The 20114-nt window shown below is 34.7% G+C and carries 19 protein-coding genes, 1 riboswitch and 1 other annotated feature; of the genes, 16 read left to right on the top strand and 3 right to left on the bottom strand.

The features are described 5' to 3' along the window. Nucleotides 1-17: 17 nt before the first annotated feature. The 11 genes from RT412_RS05800 (at nt 18) to RT412_RS05850 (ending at nt 10168) form a co-directional block, all read left to right on the top strand. A complete protein-coding gene (locus tag RT412_RS05800; RefSeq protein ID WP_313342158.1) occupies nt 18-794 on the top strand; it encodes a sirohydrochlorin cobaltochelatase in 777 nt (258 codons plus the stop codon). Nucleotides 795-828: 34 nt separating this feature from the next. After that, the gene (locus tag RT412_RS05805) at nt 829-1554 is read left to right on the top strand and encodes an energy-coupling factor ABC transporter permease (RefSeq protein ID WP_313342155.1); all 726 of its coding nucleotides are present in this window, start codon (nt 829-831) and stop codon (nt 1552-1554) included. Continuing rightward, nucleotides 1538-1822: an energy-coupling factor ABC transporter substrate-binding protein gene (locus tag RT412_RS05810; RefSeq protein WP_313342152.1), complete on the top strand. Its 285-nt coding sequence runs from the start codon at nt 1538-1540 to the stop codon at nt 1820-1822. The genes RT412_RS05805 and RT412_RS05810 overlap by 17 nt, the downstream gene beginning before the upstream one ends. Before the next feature lie 14 nt (nt 1823-1836). Beyond that, entirely contained in the window at nt 1837-2538 is a 702-nt protein-coding gene (locus tag RT412_RS05815; RefSeq protein ID WP_313342149.1) for a CbiQ family ECF transporter T component, read from the top strand. 16 nt (nt 2539-2554) lie between these two features. Then, a complete protein-coding gene (locus RT412_RS05820; RefSeq protein ID WP_313342146.1) occupies nt 2555-3364 on the top strand; it encodes an energy-coupling factor ABC transporter ATP-binding protein in 810 nt (269 codons plus the stop codon). Beyond that, nucleotides 3361-5562 (top strand): anaerobic ribonucleoside triphosphate reductase, encoded by a 2202-nt coding sequence (locus tag RT412_RS05825; RefSeq protein WP_313342143.1) that lies wholly within the window; start codon nt 3361-3363, stop codon nt 5560-5562. Before RT412_RS05820 ends, RT412_RS05825 begins: the two co-directional genes overlap by 4 nt. After that, a complete protein-coding gene (gene nrdG, locus RT412_RS05830) occupies nt 5559-6092 on the top strand; it encodes an anaerobic ribonucleoside-triphosphate reductase activating protein (protein ID WP_313342141.1) in 534 nt (177 codons plus the stop codon). Before RT412_RS05825 ends, nrdG begins: the two co-directional genes overlap by 4 nt. 37 nt (nt 6093-6129) lie before the next feature. Then, on the top strand, nt 6130-6537 hold the full coding sequence (gene tsaA, locus RT412_RS05835; RefSeq protein WP_313342139.1) for a tRNA (N6-threonylcarbamoyladenosine(37)-N6)-methyltransferase TrmO: 408 nt from the start codon (nt 6130-6132) through the stop codon (nt 6535-6537). 132 nt (nt 6538-6669) lie between these two features. Next, nucleotides 6670-8208, top strand: a complete 1539-nt coding sequence (locus RT412_RS05840; protein ID WP_313342137.1) for an ABC transporter substrate-binding protein — start codon at nt 6670-6672, stop codon at nt 8206-8208. 119 nt (nt 8209-8327) lie between these two features. Next, complete coding sequence (locus RT412_RS05845) at nt 8328-9389, top strand: iron ABC transporter permease (protein WP_313342134.1); 1062 nt, start codon at nt 8328-8330, stop codon at nt 9387-9389. Further along, a complete protein-coding gene (locus RT412_RS05850) occupies nt 9389-10168 on the top strand; it encodes an ABC transporter ATP-binding protein (RefSeq protein ID WP_313342131.1) in 780 nt (259 codons plus the stop codon). The genes RT412_RS05845 and RT412_RS05850 overlap by 1 nt, the downstream gene beginning before the upstream one ends. 403 nt (nt 10169-10571) lie before the next feature. Here RT412_RS05850 and RT412_RS05855 read toward each other — a convergent pair whose 3' ends face one another. Then, nucleotides 10572-11132, bottom strand: coding sequence for a tyrosine-type recombinase/integrase (locus tag RT412_RS05855; RefSeq protein ID WP_313342128.1), 561 nt, complete (start codon nt 11130-11132; stop codon nt 10572-10574). 191 nt (nt 11133-11323) lie between these two features. Here RT412_RS05855 and RT412_RS05860 point away from each other — a divergent pair, with 191 nt between their 5' ends. From RT412_RS05860 to RT412_RS05875, 4 genes are all read left to right on the top strand, one after another. Next, complete coding sequence (locus tag RT412_RS05860) at nt 11324-11503, top strand: Spo0E family sporulation regulatory protein-aspartic acid phosphatase (protein ID WP_313342125.1); 180 nt, start codon at nt 11324-11326, stop codon at nt 11501-11503. 88 nt (nt 11504-11591) lie between these two features. Next, a riboswitch (cyclic di-GMP riboswitch) is annotated at nt 11592-11677 on the top strand. Nucleotides 11678-11812: 135 nt separating this feature from the next. Continuing rightward, a complete protein-coding gene (locus RT412_RS05865) occupies nt 11813-12550 on the top strand; it encodes an EAL domain-containing protein (protein WP_313342122.1) in 738 nt (245 codons plus the stop codon). Nucleotides 12551-12571: 21 nt separating this feature from the next. Beyond that, nucleotides 12572-12779 (top strand) — a binding site (T-box leader). Nucleotides 12780-12944: 165 nt separating this feature from the next. Continuing rightward, complete coding sequence (locus RT412_RS05870) at nt 12945-15599, top strand: valine--tRNA ligase (protein WP_313342120.1); 2655 nt, start codon at nt 12945-12947, stop codon at nt 15597-15599. Nucleotides 15600-15649: 50 nt separating this feature from the next. Next, complete coding sequence (locus RT412_RS05875) at nt 15650-16666, top strand: alpha-hydroxy-acid oxidizing protein (protein ID WP_313342117.1); 1017 nt, start codon at nt 15650-15652, stop codon at nt 16664-16666. A 53-nt stretch (nt 16667-16719) separates the two neighbouring features. Here the strand turns inward: RT412_RS05875 and RT412_RS05880 are convergent, their stop codons facing one another. Together RT412_RS05880 and dpsA are read right to left on the bottom strand one after the other, a co-directional pair. Next, nucleotides 16720-17307 (bottom strand): dipicolinate synthase subunit B, encoded by a 588-nt coding sequence (locus tag RT412_RS05880; RefSeq protein WP_313342114.1) that lies wholly within the window; start codon nt 17305-17307, stop codon nt 16720-16722. A 17-nt stretch (nt 17308-17324) separates the two neighbouring features. Continuing rightward, a complete protein-coding gene (gene dpsA / locus RT412_RS05885) occupies nt 17325-18194 on the bottom strand; it encodes a dipicolinate synthase subunit DpsA (protein ID WP_313370095.1) in 870 nt (289 codons plus the stop codon). A 224-nt stretch (nt 18195-18418) separates the two neighbouring features. Between dpsA and RT412_RS05890 the strand changes: the two genes are divergently transcribed. Beyond that, the gene (locus RT412_RS05890) at nt 18419-20056 is read left to right on the top strand and encodes a SulP family inorganic anion transporter (RefSeq protein ID WP_313342111.1); all 1638 of its coding nucleotides are present in this window, start codon (nt 18419-18421) and stop codon (nt 20054-20056) included. The last annotated feature ends 58 nt before the right edge of the window (nt 20057-20114 follow it).

The raw sequence follows: 20114 nt of genomic DNA on the forward strand, positions 1-20114 counted from the left end.
GAGATTTTGGAGGAAATATGAAAAAAGCAATAGTTATTGCAAGCTTTGGGTGCTCAATAAAGGATTCAAGGGAAAGATATATTGAGACCATTGAAAATGCGGTTAAGGATACATATAAGGACATTGAATGCTTCAGAGTATTCACATCGGAAATTATCAGGAAAAAGATGAAACGGGAAGAAAATCTGGATATCCATAATATGAAGAGCTGTTTGCAGAAGCTTAAGGAAGAAAACTATACTCATGTCTACGTATCCGTAACTCACGTGATACCGGGATTTGAATATGAAAAGGTTCTAATGGCAGTTAATGAATATAAAGACAGCTTTGAAGAAATAAAAACAGCAAGAACATTTTTAGACGAACATATGGGAGAAGTTGAAGTAAACGTCATAAAATCATATATAAATACTGATTTAAAGGATGATGAGGCAGTAGTATTGGTGGGACACGGTACAGAACATGACTCTCATAAATACTATGAACAAATTGAAAGACTGCTGAAAATGGATGTAAATAATCTTTACATAGTAAATATTGAAGGAAGTCCATATATTGACGACGTAATGGACGAATTAAAAGAAAAGAAATACAAAAATGTTCATCTTTATCCGTTTCTAATAGTATCAGGTGACCATGCATTAAATGATATAGGCTCGGATGATAAAAATTCGATACAATCTAAAATTGCTGTCAATGGAATCAATGTAAAAATGTTCTTTACAGGACTGGGTGAAAACGAGAATGCTGTCAATTTATTTGTTGACAGATTAAATGAGGTTTTGACTGTATAATTAAAATACAGTGCAAATAAATAAGGAGGAAGAAATGAAAAAAGGATTTATTTTATGTCTGGCATTACTGTCAGTAATGCTATTATCTCCAAATTATATTTTTGGCATGCACATTATGGAAGGGTTTTTGCCTGTAGGCTGGGCAATATTTTGGATGGTTGTGAGTCTGCCTTTTGTTGTTCTGGGCATAAGAACAATATCCAAAACATTTAACGAAAATCCAAATCAAAAATTATTATTTGCTTTGGTAACAGCATTCGTATTTATATTATCAGCTCTTAAGATGCCTTCCGTAACAGGCAGCACGTCACATCCCACAGGAACAGGACTTGGGGCAATATTGTTCGGACCCTTGCCAATAGCTGTGTCAGGACTTATAGTCCTGTTGTTTCAGGCACTTTTACTTGCTCATGGAGGCATAAGCACATTGGGAGCAAATGTATTTTCAATGGCAGTTGTAGGACCTTTTGCAGCGTATTTTACATACAAGCTGTTAAAAGGCACCAATAAAAAGCTTGCCGTATTTTTAGCAGCAGCTTTGGGAGATTTGGTGACATATATGGTAACATCCGTGCAGCTCGCTTTGGCTCATCCAGATGCGGTAAGCGGAGTAATGGGTTCATTGACTAAATTTTTAAGCATATTTGCGGTTACTCAGATTCCGCTTGCTATAGCAGAAGGAATTTTGTCGGTAATAGTTTTCGAGTTAATTGTAAATTATCAAAAAGAGGGAGGATACCAGCTTGAAAGGATCAACTAAAAATATTTTATTGATTTTAGCTTTAATTGTACTGTTAACTGTGCCCCTGTTAGTTTTAAAGGATGCTGAATTCGGCGGAGCTGACGGACAGGCAGAGGAAGTTATAACAGAGATAAATCCTGATTATGAGCCATGGTTCAGCCCGTTGATAGAGCCGGCAAGCGGTGAAATTGAAAGCTTATTGTTTTCCTTGCAGGCAGCAATAGGAGCAGGAGTTATAGGGTATTTCTATGGTCTTGTAAGAGGCAAGAGAGCAACTAATCAATAAAGAGAAGGTATAAAATGCTTATTATAGACAGATTTGCATATACAAATAAATTCAGCAATTCAAGTCCTTATTTAAGGGTAACAATTTCGCTGCTTTTGATATTACTATCAATTGTCAGCTTAAACGTATACTTTTTATGCTTAATGAGTACAGGAATTATTTTAACTACAATATTCGGTGCCGGTATTCCAAAAAAATCATATGCCAAGATGATTGCGGCTCCCGCAGTGTATTTATTAATAAGCATTTTTACTGTTGTATTCACCTTTGGTTTTTCAGATAACGCATATACTGAAGGATTTATATATTTCAAACAATTTCAGATTTTAAATTTTTACATCGGATTGGCGGAAGGGGCTGCCCAAAACGGATTTATATTGGGATTAAGAGCGTTAAGCGGTATAGCAAGCATGTATTTTCTCATACTTACAACCCCTTGCAGTCAACAGATAAAGGTTATGAAAAAAATAAAGCTGCCGGCTGTATTTATTGAGCTGTATGTATTGACATACAGGTTTATTGCAATATTCTTTGAAGAGGCAATTTTAATTCATACTGCTCAAAAAATGAGGTTTGGATACGATGGATATAAAAATTCAATGAACTCATTGGCGGTATTGATTAAAATACTGTTTGTCAGAATAATGATGAGATTTAAGGATATGGAAGCAATATTGGAACTAAAGCATTTTGACGGTAATTTTTATGTGGATTGATTAAAGCAGGTGCATTATGTTAAGGATGGAAGATGTAACATATATTTATGAAGATGGGACTGTGGCACTTAAGGATGTTAACATAGATTTAAAAAAAAGCGGGAAAATAGGTATTGTAGGTTCAAACGGCTCAGGAAAATCAACGTTGTTTATGATATTTTTAGGTTTATTGAAGCCTACAAAGGGAAGAGTAATTTTTAATGAAAAAGAGTTAAAGTATGATAAGAATACATTATCAGAGCTCAGAAAAAATGCAGGCATAGTATTTCAGGATCCGGACAAGCAGATATTTTTCTCAAGTGTCTTTGATGATGTGGCTTTTGCACTTAGAAATCTTAAATTTAATGAAGACGAAGTACAGAAAAGAGTTAAGCTTGCCATTGAAAAAACGGGCATAACGGAATTACAAAATAAGCCGGTACATTTTCTGAGCTACGGTCAGAAAAAGAACGTATCAATTGCAAGTGTGGCGGCAATGAACCATAATATTATTTTTTTTGATGAACCGACGGCAGGATTAGATTACAGGTCACAAGAAAATGTGAAAAGCATATTAGAAAATATAAGCGAAAAGCAAGAAAAATCCATTGTGGTTTCAAGTCACGATATGAATTTTATTTATGAAGCTTGTGACTATATATATGTACTTAACAAGGGGTGCGTGCTGTCGGAAGGGAAAAAGGAAACAATATTTCTTAATAAAGAAATTTTAGATAAAGCCGGACTGGAAGAACCATTTTTGATTAAGGCCCATAAATATTTGGGAAAAGAACTGTACAAAAATGAAAGTGAGTTATTTGGGAAATTCAAGGAGGACATAGAATGAACGTTATAAAGAGAGACGGAAGGTTGATAGAATTTGATAAAAGCAAAATATCTGATGCCATACTTAAGGCGATGAGCCACACAGCTATAGGACAAGACATAGGAATCGCAAAACAAATCGCACAGGAAATAACGGATGAAACCAATGAAACTATTTCTGTGGAGGACATACAGGATCTTGTTGAAAAAAAGCTGATGGCAAGTCAGCGAAAGGATGTAGCCAAGGAATATATAATTTACAGAAATAAAAGAAATATTGCCAGAGGAAGAAAGCAATATGATATATACATGGATATAGTCAATGCGGTTCCTAATGACGTTACGAGAGAAAATGCAAATATGAACGCTGACACTCCTGCAGGCATGATGATGAAATTTGCCAGCGAATCTTCGAAGCCATTTGTTGATGATTGTCTTTTGTCGGAACAGTCAAAGAATTATGTGGAAAATAACTACATACATGTGCATGACAAGGATTATTATCCTACAAAATCACTTACATGCTTGCAGCATCCCTTAGATTATATTTTAAAAAACGGGTTCAGGGCGGGACACGGATCCAGCAGACCTGCCAAGCGTATAGAGACAGCTTCTATAATAGGATGCATCTCCATGGAGCAAATACAGAATGAAATGCACGGAGGACAATCTATACCTGCCTTTGATTTTTATCTGGCTCCTTACGTAAAGCTTACCTACAAGGAAGAAATACGTAAGATAGAAGCGCTTTTAGATATTGATTTAAGCACTCTCTATGATATCGAAATAGAGGATTATATTGAAAAGCCTTTAGATAGACTTGAAGGGAATTCAAGATATATTCAGCAGTCCGTGAATAATACCGTTAAGCGCGTACATCAATCGATGGAAGCATTTATTCATAACATGAATACGATTCACTCAAGAGGCGGAAATCAGGTTGTTTTCAGCTCCATAAATTACGGTACCGATATCAGTGCGGAAGGAAGATGCATAATAAGAGAGCTGCTGATTTCAACCTATAAGGGTGTTGGAAATGGTGAAACGCCTATTTTTCCCATACAAATATGGAAGAAAAAAAGAGGTGTAAACTACCTGCCCGGGGACAAAAACTATGATTTGTATAAATTTTCCTGCAAGGTTACGGCAAAAAGATTTTTCCCCAACTATTTAAACTTAGATGCTACATACAATATGCATGAAGATTGGGATGAAAATGATCCTCGCAGATTTGAAAAAGAGGTTGCGACCATGGGCTGCAGGACAAGAGTTTTTGAAAACAGGCACGGCGCAAAAACTTCCATAGGAAGGGGGAATTTGTCCTTCACAACTATTAATATAGTTAAGCTTGCATTGGAATGCAGGGATATGGAAAGTCTGGATAATAAGAAAAGAGAGTTTTTTAAGAAGCTTCAGAAATGCATAGACGTAGCTGCAGAGCAGCTTTATGACAGATATGTATTTCAGTGTACTGCAATAAAGAAGCAATTCCCAATGCTTATGTCCGGAATGTGGCTTGAAAGTGAAAAACTGAATCCCGATGACAGCGTTAAAAATATATTGAAGCACGGTACGTTGGGAATCGGATTCATCGGTTTAGCCGAAGCATTAATAGCATTAACGGGAAAGCATCACGGCGAAGATGAAAAAACGCAGGAGCTCGGAATTGAAATTGTTAAATATATGAATAAAAAAATAAAAGAAAAGTCAGATTATTATGATTTGAATTACAGCTTGCTGTCAACACCTGCAGAGGGCTTAAGCGGCAGATTCATAAAAAAAGACAGAAAGCAGTTTGGCAGTATACCTCATATTACCGATAAGAAATATTATACAAACAGCTCACACGTGCCCGTTTGGTATAAATGCTCCATAGAACATAAAGCTAAAATTGAAGCACCATACCACGAATTTGAAAAGGGCGGTCATATATTTTATGTGGAGCTTGACGGTGATGCAACTCATAACCCGTCAGCCGTCATGCAGACCGTTGAATTGATGGATAGGTACAATATGGGATACGGTTCAGTTAATCATACCAGAAACAGATGCAAAAGCTGCGGATATGAAGATGCTTCGGACAATTTAGAAATGTGCCCTGAATGCGGAAGCAAAGACATTGACACAATTCAGAGGATAACAGGGTATCTGGTTGGAGGAGTAGACAGCTGGAATAATGCAAAAAAGGCAGAATTAAAAGACAGGGTGAAGCACAATTGAATGATAAATTACTTTATGTAGCCGATATTGTACAAAATACCATAGTGGACGGCACCGGTTTCAGAACTTCCCTCTATTTAAGCGGATGTGACATAAGATGTGAAGGATGTCATAATAAAAGTTTGTGGGATATTAATTCGGGACATGCCATGGACATTGACGAGGTTTATGAAAAAATTACCGGAAATTTCACAAACATTACCTTTATAGGCGGTGAGCCCATGATGCAGGCAGAGCCTCTCGCTTTGCTTGCAGAAAAAATAAAGACAAATACCCGTAAGGATATATGGATATACAGCGGACATACTTACGAAGAGATACTTAACAATAAAGCATATTTTAAACTACTGAAGCTTTGTGATGTATTAGTCGACGGTAAATTTGATAAAAGCTTTTATAAAAACAATTTGCGGTTCAAAGGTTCAACAAATCAAAGAATTGTAGATATAAAAAAATCGTTGGAGAAAAATAATATAATTCTTTGGAATGATGAAGAGGATTTTAATATAGATTACAATATCAGAAATTAAGCAGCAACTTTTTAATATAGGCGAAGGAGAGCTTGTTATGAATTTAAAAAAAATTGGTGTTATTCACAATATTTATAAAGAAAAAGGAGATGCTCCAAGGCAAGGAAAGCTTTCAAATCAAGAATCTACAATCGAAATATTTCCGGAGTATATAGATGGCTTAGATGGAATTGAAGAGTTAAGTCACATAATAGTTCTATATTGGGGTGACAGGGCAAATAGAGAAACACTAAAATCTACGCCGCCTGGAAGCGAAACAGAAAAGGGAGTATTTGCAATAAGATCTCCCCACAGACCTAATCCCATAGCTCTATGTGTTTGTAAGATAAATTCTGTAAAAGAAAACAAAATAGTAGTAACAGGATTGGATGCGTTCAATGATAGTCCGGTGTTAGATATAAAGGTTTATGTGCCCAAAATAGATACAGATAAAGATTATGAGTAATTTGAGATTTGGTTATTCATATAAGCAGATGACCCAAATTTCTGATTTGGTGTCAGTCGCTTATACTGTAAGTGCAATTTGAATTAATGGCTGATAGAGCATTAATATAAACAACTATATTAGGAGGAGCAAATGAAGGGTTTTAAAAAACTATTTGCTTTAGTATCTTTGGTTTTAGTGATTATTTTGTCTTTAACCGGATGTGGACAAGATATACAAACTCAAGGAAATGAAAGTGAAAAAGTTAACACATCTTTTGCAGGAACATATAACGGTTCGGCAAAAGGGTACAAAGGAGAGGTACCGGTAACGGTAGAGCTTGGAGATGATGGTTCAACAGTAAATATTACAGTCGGAGACCATCAGGAAACAGATGGAATAGGAAGTATTGCAGAAGAAAAGATTCCGCAAGCAATAATAGAAAGCCAATCATTAGATATTGATACCGTATCAGGTGCTACAGTTACAAGTGAGGCAATCATTACAGCTGTCGCAAATGTTTTAGAGATAGCAGGAGTTGATGTTGGCAGTTTTAATTACGTACCAGCAATACGTGATTCAGACGAAGACATTGTTGAAATTGAGCCGGAGGCGATGCCTGAAAAGAAGGCGATAACCGAAACCATTACCGTTACAGATGCAAAGGGAAGAGAAGTAGAAATTGGTTTGCCTATATCGTCATATGCAATCAGTACAATGGATTTAATTGATTTTATTGTACCATTAAAGGGAGAAGAAGCGTTTCATATGTTAGTTGGTTCAGGTCAGGATGGTGGCCACGGGTTGAATAAGTATGCGAAATTATACACACCAATTGTAGGAAATTATATGGCACATACAGGACAAATATCGGATCACAATGCGCCGTTTGACCTTGAAATGATATTGGCGATGCAGCCGGATGTGTTGATTGTAAATTCGGCAATGTCAGCTCATAAATATGCTCTTGAAATAGAAGATCAATTAACACAGGTAGGAATTAAAATAGTATTAGTAGACGTTCCGGGAAAAAATTTAGCAAACTCAGTGCAGCAAACGATGGGAATTTTAGGACAAATATTCCAGGAGGAAGAACGGGCGACTGAAGTAAGTGAATTTATAAACCAGCAATTTCGGCTTATTGCTTCTAAGAAATTAAAAGAAAATCCTGATGCTCCAACTGTTTACTATGAAAAGTCGGGATATGCAGATGTATTTGGTTCAACCTCCACAAGCAAAAGCGGATGGGGCTTAGTAGTAGATATTGCCGGAGGGAAAAATATAGCAGATGATTTATTGTTAAATACTGCTGCATCAGGCGGCGGCGGAAATACATTAGATCCTGAATATGTATTAAATTCTGATCCGGATTTTATAGTAGTAAGTGGAATTAATGATGGCTGGCTTGACAGTGTAAGTGAAAAAAAAGCTTCTAAATTTGATATATTAAACAGAAACGGATGGAGTAATTTAAAAGCTGTTAAAAACAATAATCTATATGAGTTTGCACATTCCACAAGCAGATCAATATACTGCTTCTATCCATCTTTAAAGTTGGCAACGATTTTTTATCCTGAAGAATTTGAAGGGGTAAATCCGGAAGCCGTATTAGATGAGTTTTTTGACAGATTTATGTTAGTTGACAGCAGCATCAGTACTTGGTTTAACAGCATGGAAGACGGCACAAATTAGTTAATATTAATGCGAAGGATATTAACCTTCGCATTATTTTCACTTACAGTATAAGCGACTGATACCAAATGAAAATTTGGGTCATCTGCTTAAATTTGTCTGAAAATTGAGGTGAATTCATGAAAACTGCTAAAACAGTCGAATATATAAGTGATAACAGGAAATTGTACAACAACATGATTGGAAAGAGAGTTCTGATAATCAGTATACTGTTTGCCGGGCTAATAATTTTGTTTTTATTCAATATTTCCGTAGGGTCATCCTCTATAAGCATTAAGCAAATTTTAAGAGCGTTGTTCCTTAATACAGGTGAAGGAAATAATGTTATGATTATAAAAGATATCAGATTACCAATGGCATTAATGACTATAGCTGTAGGGGCAGCTTTAGGAATAGGGGGATGCGAAATTCAGACAATATTAAGAAATCCCATAGCAAGTCCTTACACCTTAGGGATATCTTCCGCAGCTTCTTTCGGTGCTGCAATGGGTTTAATTCTAAATAACAGCATATTAAACTTACCTGAAGCTTTAGCGGTAACAGGAAATGCATTTTTCTTTACACTAATTGTATCAACAGCAATATATATATTTTCGTTGCAAAGGCAGATAGGTAAGACGGCCATAATTTTGTTTGGGGTAGCTTTAAATTTTCTATTTAGTTCTTTAACAATGATTTTGCAGTATATAGCGGATGAAGGTCAGCTGCAAGCGCTAATTTTTTGGAACTTTGGCAGTTTATTAAAAACAACATGGACTAAGTTTTTTATTGTATTTACAGTACTGATTATATGTATGATAATTTTGTATAAAAATGCATGGAAATTAACAGCTATGACTCTTGACGACACAAAGGCAAAGAGTATTGGAGTTGACACGAGTAAAGTAAGGCGATTCGTTATCTTAATAACATCTTTAATTTCAGCTGTTGCTGTTAGTTTTGTTGGAACTATAGGATTTGTCGGCTTAGTAGCACCTCATATAGCAAGGTTAACCGTAGGGGAAGACCAACGATTCTTTATGCCATTATCTGCACTATTAGGCGGGTTTATTTTGTCATTAGCGTTTTTATTAAGTAAATTAATAATTCCGGGAGTAATTTTACCCATTGGCTTAGTTACATCAGTAATAGGAATACCATTTTTTATGTCCGTAATATTCAGTAAAATGAGGAGTATATAATGTTAAAAGTTAATAATTTAAGATTTTCATATAGAGAAAGTACAGCTAATGTTTTTGATAATTTAAATATTAAATTTGATAAGGGCTTTAATGTAATTCTTGGTCCAAACGGAGCAGGGAAATCCACGTTGGTAAAAGCTATTTTTGGATTGCTGGACTATCAGGGAGATATCTATTACGGTCATAAAAATATATCCAAAATGAAAATATGTGAAAAAATTGAATTAATGTCATATCTCCCGCAAATGGATTTAGATATTTCATCATTAACGGTCTTAGAAATGGTGTTACTCGGAAGATTACCCGAGCTTGGTCATAAGGTTTCCGATGAAGATTTAAACATAGTAATGGAAACTCTTAAAGCTTTAAATATTAACCGGTTGGCGACGAATAAATTTAATCAATTAAGTGGCGGACAGAAAAAGATAGTATTCATTGCTCAAACTTTAGTCAGGAATCCCGAAATAATTCTTTTGGATGAGCCGACAAATTCTTTGGATTTACAAAAACAATTAGAATTATGTCAGCTTCTTCGAAGAATAATTAAGGACAGAAAAATAGATATAATAGTAGTTCTACATGATATTAATTTAGCTGCAAGATATGCTGACCACATTGTAATAATAACGAGTGATGGGGAGTATTACGATTCAGGGTCAGCTAAAGATGTAATAACAGAAAAAATGTTAAGGGAAGTTTATGGAGTAATAGGAAGAGTTACTTTAGATGAAGAAAATAAACCTGTAATTTCAGCGAAAAGATCCATACGAGACAGCTGAAAACGAATTTCCATTGACAACACCTTAACTTTGCTGTATAGCCCATCTTTGACAGTTGAAAAGATAAAAAGGTCTGACAACCATTGATATTAATGGTTGTCAGACCTTTTTCTTATGTAAAAATAGTGCACAATGTTATTGGGTTTTGTTGTTTTTAAATTTTTTTCATCTCTAATCATCAGTAAAATCAGCACGAATGTATGAAGGAACATAACCTTCATACATACACTGCGACGACGGTAAATCCTGCAGTGTATGTTTTCATATCATGCAATGATATATTATACAAAATAGGATAATAGTGCCAATACAACAATTTGATTAAAATGTTACTTTAACAATAATATTAAATTAAGTATATCATTAGCCAAAAAATTATTCAAGAATTTTATGACATTTTTTGCTAAAATTGGACAAGAGAATATAATTCATCTTTTTGATCCTGATTAACACCAATATAGCGTAAAGTTATATTTTGAGAACTATGATTGAAAGTATCCATTATTAGACCAATATTATATTTTGACATTTTATAAGTCCAATACCCCCAAGTTTTTCTTAAACTATGAGTTCCGAAATTTTCGATTCCTATTAAAACTGCCGCTTCTTTTAACACGCGATAAGCTTGAATTCTGCCAATATAAGTTCCTTTTTTACTTGGAAACAAGTAATCATCATATAAAAACTTATCATTAATAATATATGACTGTATGTTTTTGCGTAAAGTATCATTAAGCTTTATTTTCTTTTCTTTTTTTGTCTTTTTTTCTTTTATTACAAGATAATCACGAAAATCTCCATTTTTCATGAAAATATCTTTAATCTTCAGAGGAAGGATATCACTTATTCTTAAACCAGTATTAAGTCCAAATTTAAAAATCAAACCATACTTTGGATCTTTTCCATGTAGATAATGGTATAGTTGTTTTATTTTAGATCTATCCCTTATAGGTTCAACTGTCATAAAATTAGCTCCTTTTAATGTAATTATTTAATAAAATATTATATTAAGTGTTACATAAAATTTCAACTAAATTTTATATTTTATTATTATTTTAAATAAATAAAGTGTTTAATAATAAATAAATTTCATATTTTTATATGTAACATTTTAATCAAATTGTTGCATAGATATGACAAAAAGGGGAACGTAAGATGAAAATAGGAAATTTCAATATTTGTGAGATTAAGAAAGCAATAGATGTTAAGAAAGGAATTCTTGATGCACTAATTAATCAAAGTTCATTAAATATAACCGATGAGATACTGGAATTAAGCAACGAGTTAGATAAACTAATAGTGGATTATTATATGATTGAGAGAATAACATCATAACATCATTTAGATGGAATAATATAAAATGTTATACTCATCATATTTGACAAAGAAAAATTATTTTATAATAAGATATGACTATTATTATTAATAGAAAAGGCAAACTTATCGAAAGGTGAGGACGCAAAGCCACAAGTCTAAAGTATGAGATGCTATGACAGTTGGGTTGCCAGATAATAAAGTGTTATTGGTATAGGGAAAATAATTGATAGATAAAGGATCTACTTAAGCCTTAAATATTAGACTTTAACCATATAATAAATAGTGGGCAACTTAACTGCAAACTATTTTTTTATGGAGGAAATTAAGTTGCATTTGACCCAAAATCTTGAAAAAGAGTTTATATATTCTATAACTCATTGGTTTCAACCTATTTATAATTTGAAAAATAACAGCGTTATAGGGTATGAAGCATTGTTAAGAGACGCTTCTGATTTACAACTTTCACCTGTAAATATATTAAAAAATGCTGAACAGAAAGGGTGCAGGAACATACTTGATCTGACATCAATAAAGAATGCACTTGATATATATAAAGGAGAATCACATTATCTTTTTCTTAATATATTTCCATCAACACTATTAAAAGGGAATTTTTTGTCATGGTGGGACATACACGTACCGCGAAAAATACCTGTTGTACTTGAACTGTTAGAAAGTGAGCCTATTAGCGATTGGGAAAAGTTGAAAGCTATAATTAATGAACTGAAAAGAAGGGGAATAAAAATTGCAATCGATGATATGGGTGCAGGATATTCCACCATACGTCAATGGGTTGAGTTGGATCCGGAATTTGTAAAACTAGACAAATACTTTTCGGAAAATTTATCTGTTAATACCCGAAAACAAAAAATAATAAAAAGCTATGCTGATTTATTTTCTGATACTTCTAAATTAATAATTGAAGGAATAGAAAAAAAAGAAGATCTTGAAACTATATATCATTTAGGAGTTCAATATGCACAGGGATATTTTCTTGGCAGACCTTCACCCAGAAAAAAAGACAATGACAATAAAAAACATGTTGACAAAATTTTAAAGATTTAATATTATGGTATGTAATTAAACATTTTTGCGATGAAAAAGAGGAGTAAATACATAAACTTTACAGAGAATGGAATCCACCGGTTGAAAGGTTTCATAAGTCAATGTGTATTGAAGGTAGCTTTGGAGCATTTAATCTGAAATAAAAGTAAGGTTAAACGGTTAAAGCCGTTATAGAATTAAGAGCCGGAAACGGAATTTAGGTGGTACCGCGGGTTTTCTCGTCCTTTTGTGATGAGAAAGCCCTTTTTTATGCCCTAACCCCATTTTTTAGAGTGTTTTTTCTAAAAAATGGTTGGTAGGTCAAACGCACAGAATGCATCAAATTTATGCGACGCAAGGAGCAAATAAATTTGATGCATTCCCCTGCTAAATAATATAGAAAGGAATGATATTTATGAATAATATACCAAGTAAGTATAATCCAAAGGAATTTGAAGAAAAAATTTACAGTGTTTGGATGGAAGAAAATTGTTTTAAAGCAGAAATCAATAAAGATAAGAAGCCGTTCACTATTGTGATGCCTCCTCCCAATATAACAGGCCAGCTTCACATGGGTCATGCGTTAGATATGACATTACAGGATGTACTGATCAGGTGGAAGAGGATGGAGGGCTTTGAGGCATTATGGCTGCCGGGTTCGGACCATGCAAGTATTGCTACCGAGGTCAAAGTGGTTGAAAAGCTAAAAAAAGAAGAAGGAAAAACCAAAGAAGAAATCGGCAGGGATGAGTTCTTAAAAAGAGCATGGAAGTGGAAGGAAGAGTACGGCGGAAAAATAGTTGAACAAGTAAAAAAATTAGGTAACTCATGCGACTGGTCAAGAGAAAGATTTACGATGGATGAGGGCTGCAATGAGGCGGTTATTGAGTTTTTTATATCATTGTACAACAAGGGACTTATTTATAAAGGAAACAGAATTATAAACTGGTGTCCTGATTGTCATACCACACTTTCAGATGCTGAGGTTGAATACGAAGATACACCGGGTAAATATTATTATGTTAAATATCCATATGTTGATAATCCGGATGAATATTTTATAGTAGCAACAACAAGACCTGAAACAATATTCGGAGATGTTGCTATAGCTGCACATCCTGAAGATGAAAGATACAAACATTTAATAGGAAGAAAAGTTATCGTTCCGTTGGTAGGAAGAGAAATCCCGATAATAGGTGATGAATATCCTGATATGACTAAGGGAACGGGAGCTTTGAAGATAACTCCGAGCCACGACCCTAATGACTTTGAAATCGGATTGAGACATAATTTAGAGCAAATAAGCTGCATGAACGAAGACGGGACCATGAACGAGGTTGCAGGAAAATACAACGGTATGGATCGTTATGAATGCAGAAAGGCATTTGTTAAGGACCTCGAAGAAAACGGATTTATGTTAAAGACAGAAAATACTGACCACAACGTAGGAACATGCTACCGCTGCCACAACATTATAGAACCAAGGGTATCAGACCAATGGTTCGTTAAGATGGAACCCTTGGCAAAGCCTGCTCTTCAGGCAAACAAGGATAAAAAGGTTGAATTTGTTCCTGAACGCTTTACAAAAATATATACATATTGGCTTGAAAACATAAGAGACTGGTGTATTTCAAGACAATTGTGGTGGGGTCACAGAATACCTGCATACTATTGTCAGGAATGCGGCGAGATAATGGTTGCAAAAGAGGCTCCCGCAAAATGTACTAAATGTAACAGCACAAATATAAAACAGGATGAGGACGTTCTTGATACCTGGTTTTCTTCCGGACTATGGCCATTCTCAACCTTGGGCTGGCCCCATGAAACAGAGGATTTAAAATATTTCTATCCAACAGATGTATTGGTAACCGGATACGACATAATATTCTTCTGGGTTGTTCGTATGGTATTCTCGGCTTTAGAAGCAACAGGTGAATCACCGTTCAAGCACGTATTCATACACGGCTTGGTGAGAGATGCCGAAGGAAGAAAAATGAGTAAATCCTTAGGGAACGGTATTGACCCTCTTGAAATAATAGATCAGTTCGGTGCAGATGCTTTAAGATTCATGCTTATGACAGGAATATCTCCCGGAAATGATACAAGATTCAATAATGACAGATTAGAATCAAGCCGTAACTTTGCCAATAAGCTGTGGAATGCATCAAGATTTGTTCTTATGAACATTGACGGTGATTTAATAGATGAATCTTTAGCTGAAAACAACTACAAAACTGAAGATAAGTGGATTATTTCAAGAGTAAACAAGGCAGCCAAGGAAGTAACGGAAAACATGGATAAATTTGAATTAGGTATGGCTGCTCAGAGAGTTTATGATTTCATATGGAATGAATACTGCGATTGGTACATTGAAATTGTTAAACCGAGATTATACGGTGAAGAAGGCACAGATAAGGACACTGCAAGATTCGTATTAATTAAAGTATTAAAGAATATGCTTAAATTACTTCATCCGTTTATGCCGTTTATCACTGAAGAAATCTGGTCATACTTGCCTAATGTTGATAAAAGATTGATTAGAGCGCAGTGGCCGTTCTATAATGAAGGTGAAAATTTTGAAGATGCCGAAAACACTATGGAATTTATTATGGAAGCAGTAAGAAGTATACGTAATATCAGAGCAGAAATGAATGTTGCACCTTCAAGAAAAGCAAGAGCAATATTTGTTCCTTCTAAAGAAGGTATTAAAGAATATATTGAGTTAAGTGCTTTACATTTCGCAACATTGGCTAACATTACGGAAATCAAGGTAGTAAATGATAAGTCAATGATAGGTGAAGATACTGCATCATCTGTAATTGACGGAACAGAAATATATTTGCCTCTTTCCGACCTAATTGATTATGAAAAAGAAATAGAGCGCCTTGAAAAAGAAAAAACGAAGCTTCAAGGCGAGCTTGACAGGGTAATTAATAAGCTTAATAATGAAAAATTTATGAGTAAGGCACCTGAAAATGTAGTTAAAGAAGAAAAAGAAAAATTAGATAAATACCAATCAATGATGGATAAGGTAGTAGAGAGATTAGAACAATTAAATAACAACAAGTAAAAAAAGTATCGGGGACGATTTCCTTCATCCTCGAAAAAAGGGAGACAAATATGAACTATCAAGAAGTTTTAGAAAATGCAAGAGAAAAGATGGCACCTAATTGCAGAGTATGCAGGGAATGTAACGGAGTAGTGTGCAAGGGTGAAATCCCGGGAACAGGTGGAAAAGGAAACGGTAACGCCTTTAAAATTTGTATTGATTTTTTGTCGTCAGTAAAAATAAAATTAGATACTATTTATCAAAATGAGGGACAAGATACATCAATCTCATTATTCGGTAAGAATTTTAAATATCCGTTTTTCGTAGCACCAATCGGCGGCATGAGTCTAAATTATAATGGAGCAATTACGGAATCCGAATATATAGATGCCGTTGTTAATGGTTCAATAAAGGCAGGTACTGCTGCGTTTACAGGCGATGGCGCAAATGACAGCTTATTTCTTGACAGCTTACCATATATCAAGGCAGCAAACGGAGTTGCGGTTCCCACAATAAAACCATGGAAAAACGACAAGGCTTTAGAAAAGATAAAGCTGCTTGAAGAAGCCGGTGCTATGGCTTTCGCAATGGATATCGATTCAGCCGGATTAATAAACCTTGCCTTGGCGGGAAAACCGGTTTCGGCGAAAAGCGTTGAAGAATTATCTGAATTAACAGCATCCACTAAAGTACCGTTCATAGTTAAGGGTGTTATGACTAAGGAAGGTGCTTTAAAAGCATTAAAAGCAGGTGCTTACGGTATAGTTGTTTCTTCTCACGGCGGAAGAGTTCTTCAAGATGCTCCTGCAACCTGTGCATGCTTACCTGAAATCAGAGAAGCAGTCGGGGATAAATTAAAAATATTCGTAGACGGAGGCATCAGGTCAGGTGCAGATGTATTTAAAGCAATTGCATTAGGAGCAGATGCCGTCTTGATTGGCAGGACATACGTTATAGCTGCATTTGGCGGAGGAGCCGAAGGTGTAGAGCTTTATACGGAAAAAATAGGTGCTGAGTTAAGAGATGTAATGGTTATGTCAGGATGTAAAAACTTAAGTGACATAATGAGAGATAAGATAATAGTTTAATTGTTTAAAAGAAATATCAGAAACTAAAAGAACCGTCTCTGATATTTCTTTTTCTATTGTGGTGATATAATGACCGGTTGGATTTGTTTGCCTTCAAGTGCTTTTTCAACTGTTGGTATTATTTGATCAACATCAGCAATCATAGAGTTAGGTTTGGATCTATAATTATCTTGACCAAATGGAACAAAAAATACATTCTTAATATTGTAAAGCTCACCTATATTTTTAAAGTTCATGCTAAGTGCGTCGTTTGTTGAAACTGAAATAACAATAGGTTTATTGTTTCTGAGATTCGCTTTTGCTGCCATCAGCACAGGAGTGTCGGTAATTGCATTGGCTAATTTGGCGATGGTGTTTCCTGTAGCCGGTGCAATTATAAAAATGTCGAATAAATTTTTGGGACCAACAGGTTCTGCGTCTACAATCGTTGTAATAGGTTCGGTTCCGGTTAATTTATATACGAGTTCAAGAAAATCCTTTGCTTCACCAAATCTTGTGTCACAAGATTCCGCGTTGTTAGAAAATACGGTATATACATTTGCCTCAAGCTCTTTTAATTTTGCAATCTGAGGAATTATTTTATCAAAAGTACAAAATGATCCTGTAATTCCGATTCCTATATTTTTGCCTGATAAAATCATAATAATCCTACTTTCTTTCATATTTCTTTCAATAAGGGCAATATTTCATTAAATAAAATTTCAGCTGATGCCAAAGGAGCATATTTTCCGGGAATTCCTAAACATAAATAGGCATTGATATTCAGCTCTTTAGCAGCTTCGTAGTCAACACCGCCCGGCAGGGAAGCGATATCTATAATTGTTGTTTTTGGTGATAGAGTCAATAAGAGTTCCTTCGTCAGTATTATAGAAGGTATTGTATTGAAAATATAATCAAACTCGGATACTTTAGTTTTAAACATATCAAGTTCCAATATATTACAACCGCTGACAAATGCTTCTGATAACGCAATTTTACTTCTTGCACCTACAGTTACGTCTACATTAAGGGCTTTAAGTTTAGATGCAATTACTTTTCCTGTCTTGCCGTATCCAAGGACCAATCCTTTGCTTCCATGGAGGTTGCCTAAGCTTTTCATTACCGCTTCAGCGATTGCCCCTTCAGCTGTTGCAATAGCATTAAAAATTGTAATTTCCTCAATTTTCATTAAATCAAGATAAGGGATATTATTTTTATTGCAGATTTCTATAGCTTCTTTAATAAGATTTCCTCCTATTAAATAGTGAGTTGATTTGAGATGAAATAAAAATTCTTCTAAAGTGAGTTTGTTTCCGTCCTGGATATGATCCGTTATATACTTCTTATCTTTTGAAAATGGAATAGGAGTTATGATTAACTTGCTGAAATTCATAGCATAGCTTATATCATCTGTAGTATTTAGATTAAATTCTTTACTGTTTGTTAATCTGTATGTTATTATCTTAAATCCGTTTTCGATTAGAAGCTTAGCCAAATATGTCTGCCTTAAATCTCCGCCTATAAAACATACATCAAATTTATGGATAATATCGTCCTCCTTTTTTACACAATATGTCTTATTTTATGATTGCTTTACTAAAAGGTTACATAATCAGAGCATACAATGTAAATGTTTGCATAAGATCATTGAAATTTAAGTAATTTTTATACTTTTATATTGCTTTAATCGTTTGTTTGTGATATGATTCACAATGGAATTTTAACTGTTGAATGAAGGGTAAACCCTTATTGAAATTATATTGGAGCAGAAAAATGATAAAACAATATTTTCAGGATCTAAAGCTTGAATTCAAAAATTATGATTTAAGAAAATTTACTCTTGATGCCATGGCAGGCTTAACTGTTACCGCTGTTGCTCTGCCTTTGGCATTAGCCTTTGGTGTCAGCTCCGGTGCCGATGCTGCAGCAGGACTTATTACCGCAATTATTGCAGGAGTGCTTATAGGCGGACTATCAGGAGCATCTTATCAGATATCGGGACCAACAGGAGCAATGTCTGCAATACTATTGTCCTTGGCTATGAGAAATGGAATACAAGGCGTCTTGCTGGCAGGATTCTTATCAGGAATTATTTTGCTTTTAGCAGCTGCATTTCGTTTTGGTAAATTGGTTTCATTTATTCCGTCTCCTGTTATTACAGGATTTACTTCGGGTATAGCAATTATTATAGCTCTTGGACAAATAGATAACTTTTTTGGTACAACCTCTCATGGAGAGAATGCCGTTCAAAAGCTGTTATCTTATGGGGAACTTGGATTTTCACCAAATTTATACGCTATAATGTTTGGAATTTTGGTTATAATCGTAATGCTGATATGGCCGAAGAAATGGAATGCAAAATTTCCGTCATCCTTAGCAGGTATTATAATTGCGCTCAGTGTTAACTGGATATTTGATCTGCCTGTAAATGTTGTAGGAAATATACCTAAATCATTAATATCTGAAAACAGATTGATATTTGGATCATTTACAATATCAAATATTATCAGTATGATGAGCCCTGCCATAAGCATAGCCATGTTGGGTATGATTGAAAGCTTGCTTTGCGGAGCTTCTGCCGGAAAAATGAAAAATGAAAAAATAAATGCCGACAGGGAATTGATTGCGCAGGGTATCGGAAATATAATTATTCCATTTTGCGGAGGGGTACCGGCTACGGCGGCAATCGCTCGTACCAGTGTTGCCATCAAATCGGGGGGACAGACAAGATTGGTCAGTATAATTCATTCGGCAGGATTAATCGCTTCTATGTTTTTATTAGGTAATGTTATGTCAAGAATTCCACTTTCTGCACTTGCGGGGATTTTAATGGTTACGGCATGGAGAATGAATGAGTGGCAAGAGATTAAGTACATTTTTGACAAGAAATTCGGTACGGCGATTATGGAATTTGTTATCACGATGGCTGCAACAGTTATGTTTGACTTAACTATTGCAATCTTAATCGGAGTATTCTTTGCAATAATGATGTATGTTGTTAAAAACAGTGAATTACAAATTAATGCAAGTCCTGTTGACTTAAAAAGAATAAAAGGTCATGAGAGTTCATCAGATTATTCTAATACCAAAATTATATATTTAACGGGACCTATGTTCTTTATGACGAGGCAAAAATTATCTCAATTAACCGAATATGCAGAAGATGCTGAAAATATTATACTATCTATGAGAGCCGTAACTACTATAGATGAATCGGCCGTGAGTGAATTAAAACAAATTATAATTAAACTTAATGAATCAAATAAAAATATATTGTTCTGCGGTCTGCAAAATAATGTTAAGGATATGTTTGATCGTTCAGGGCTCACATCATTAATAAATGAAGAGTATTTCTTTTGGGATGCAATTGAGGCACTGAGATATTTGAAAATAATTCAAACAGAAGCCTAAACAATTAAAAAACGGAAGATGAGCATATGCGTTTCTTCCGTTTTTATTGAGTATAATA

This window comes from Sedimentibacter sp., from assembly GCF_032080165.1.
Classification (GTDB): domain Bacteria; phylum Bacillota; class Clostridia; order Tissierellales; family Sedimentibacteraceae; genus Sedimentibacter.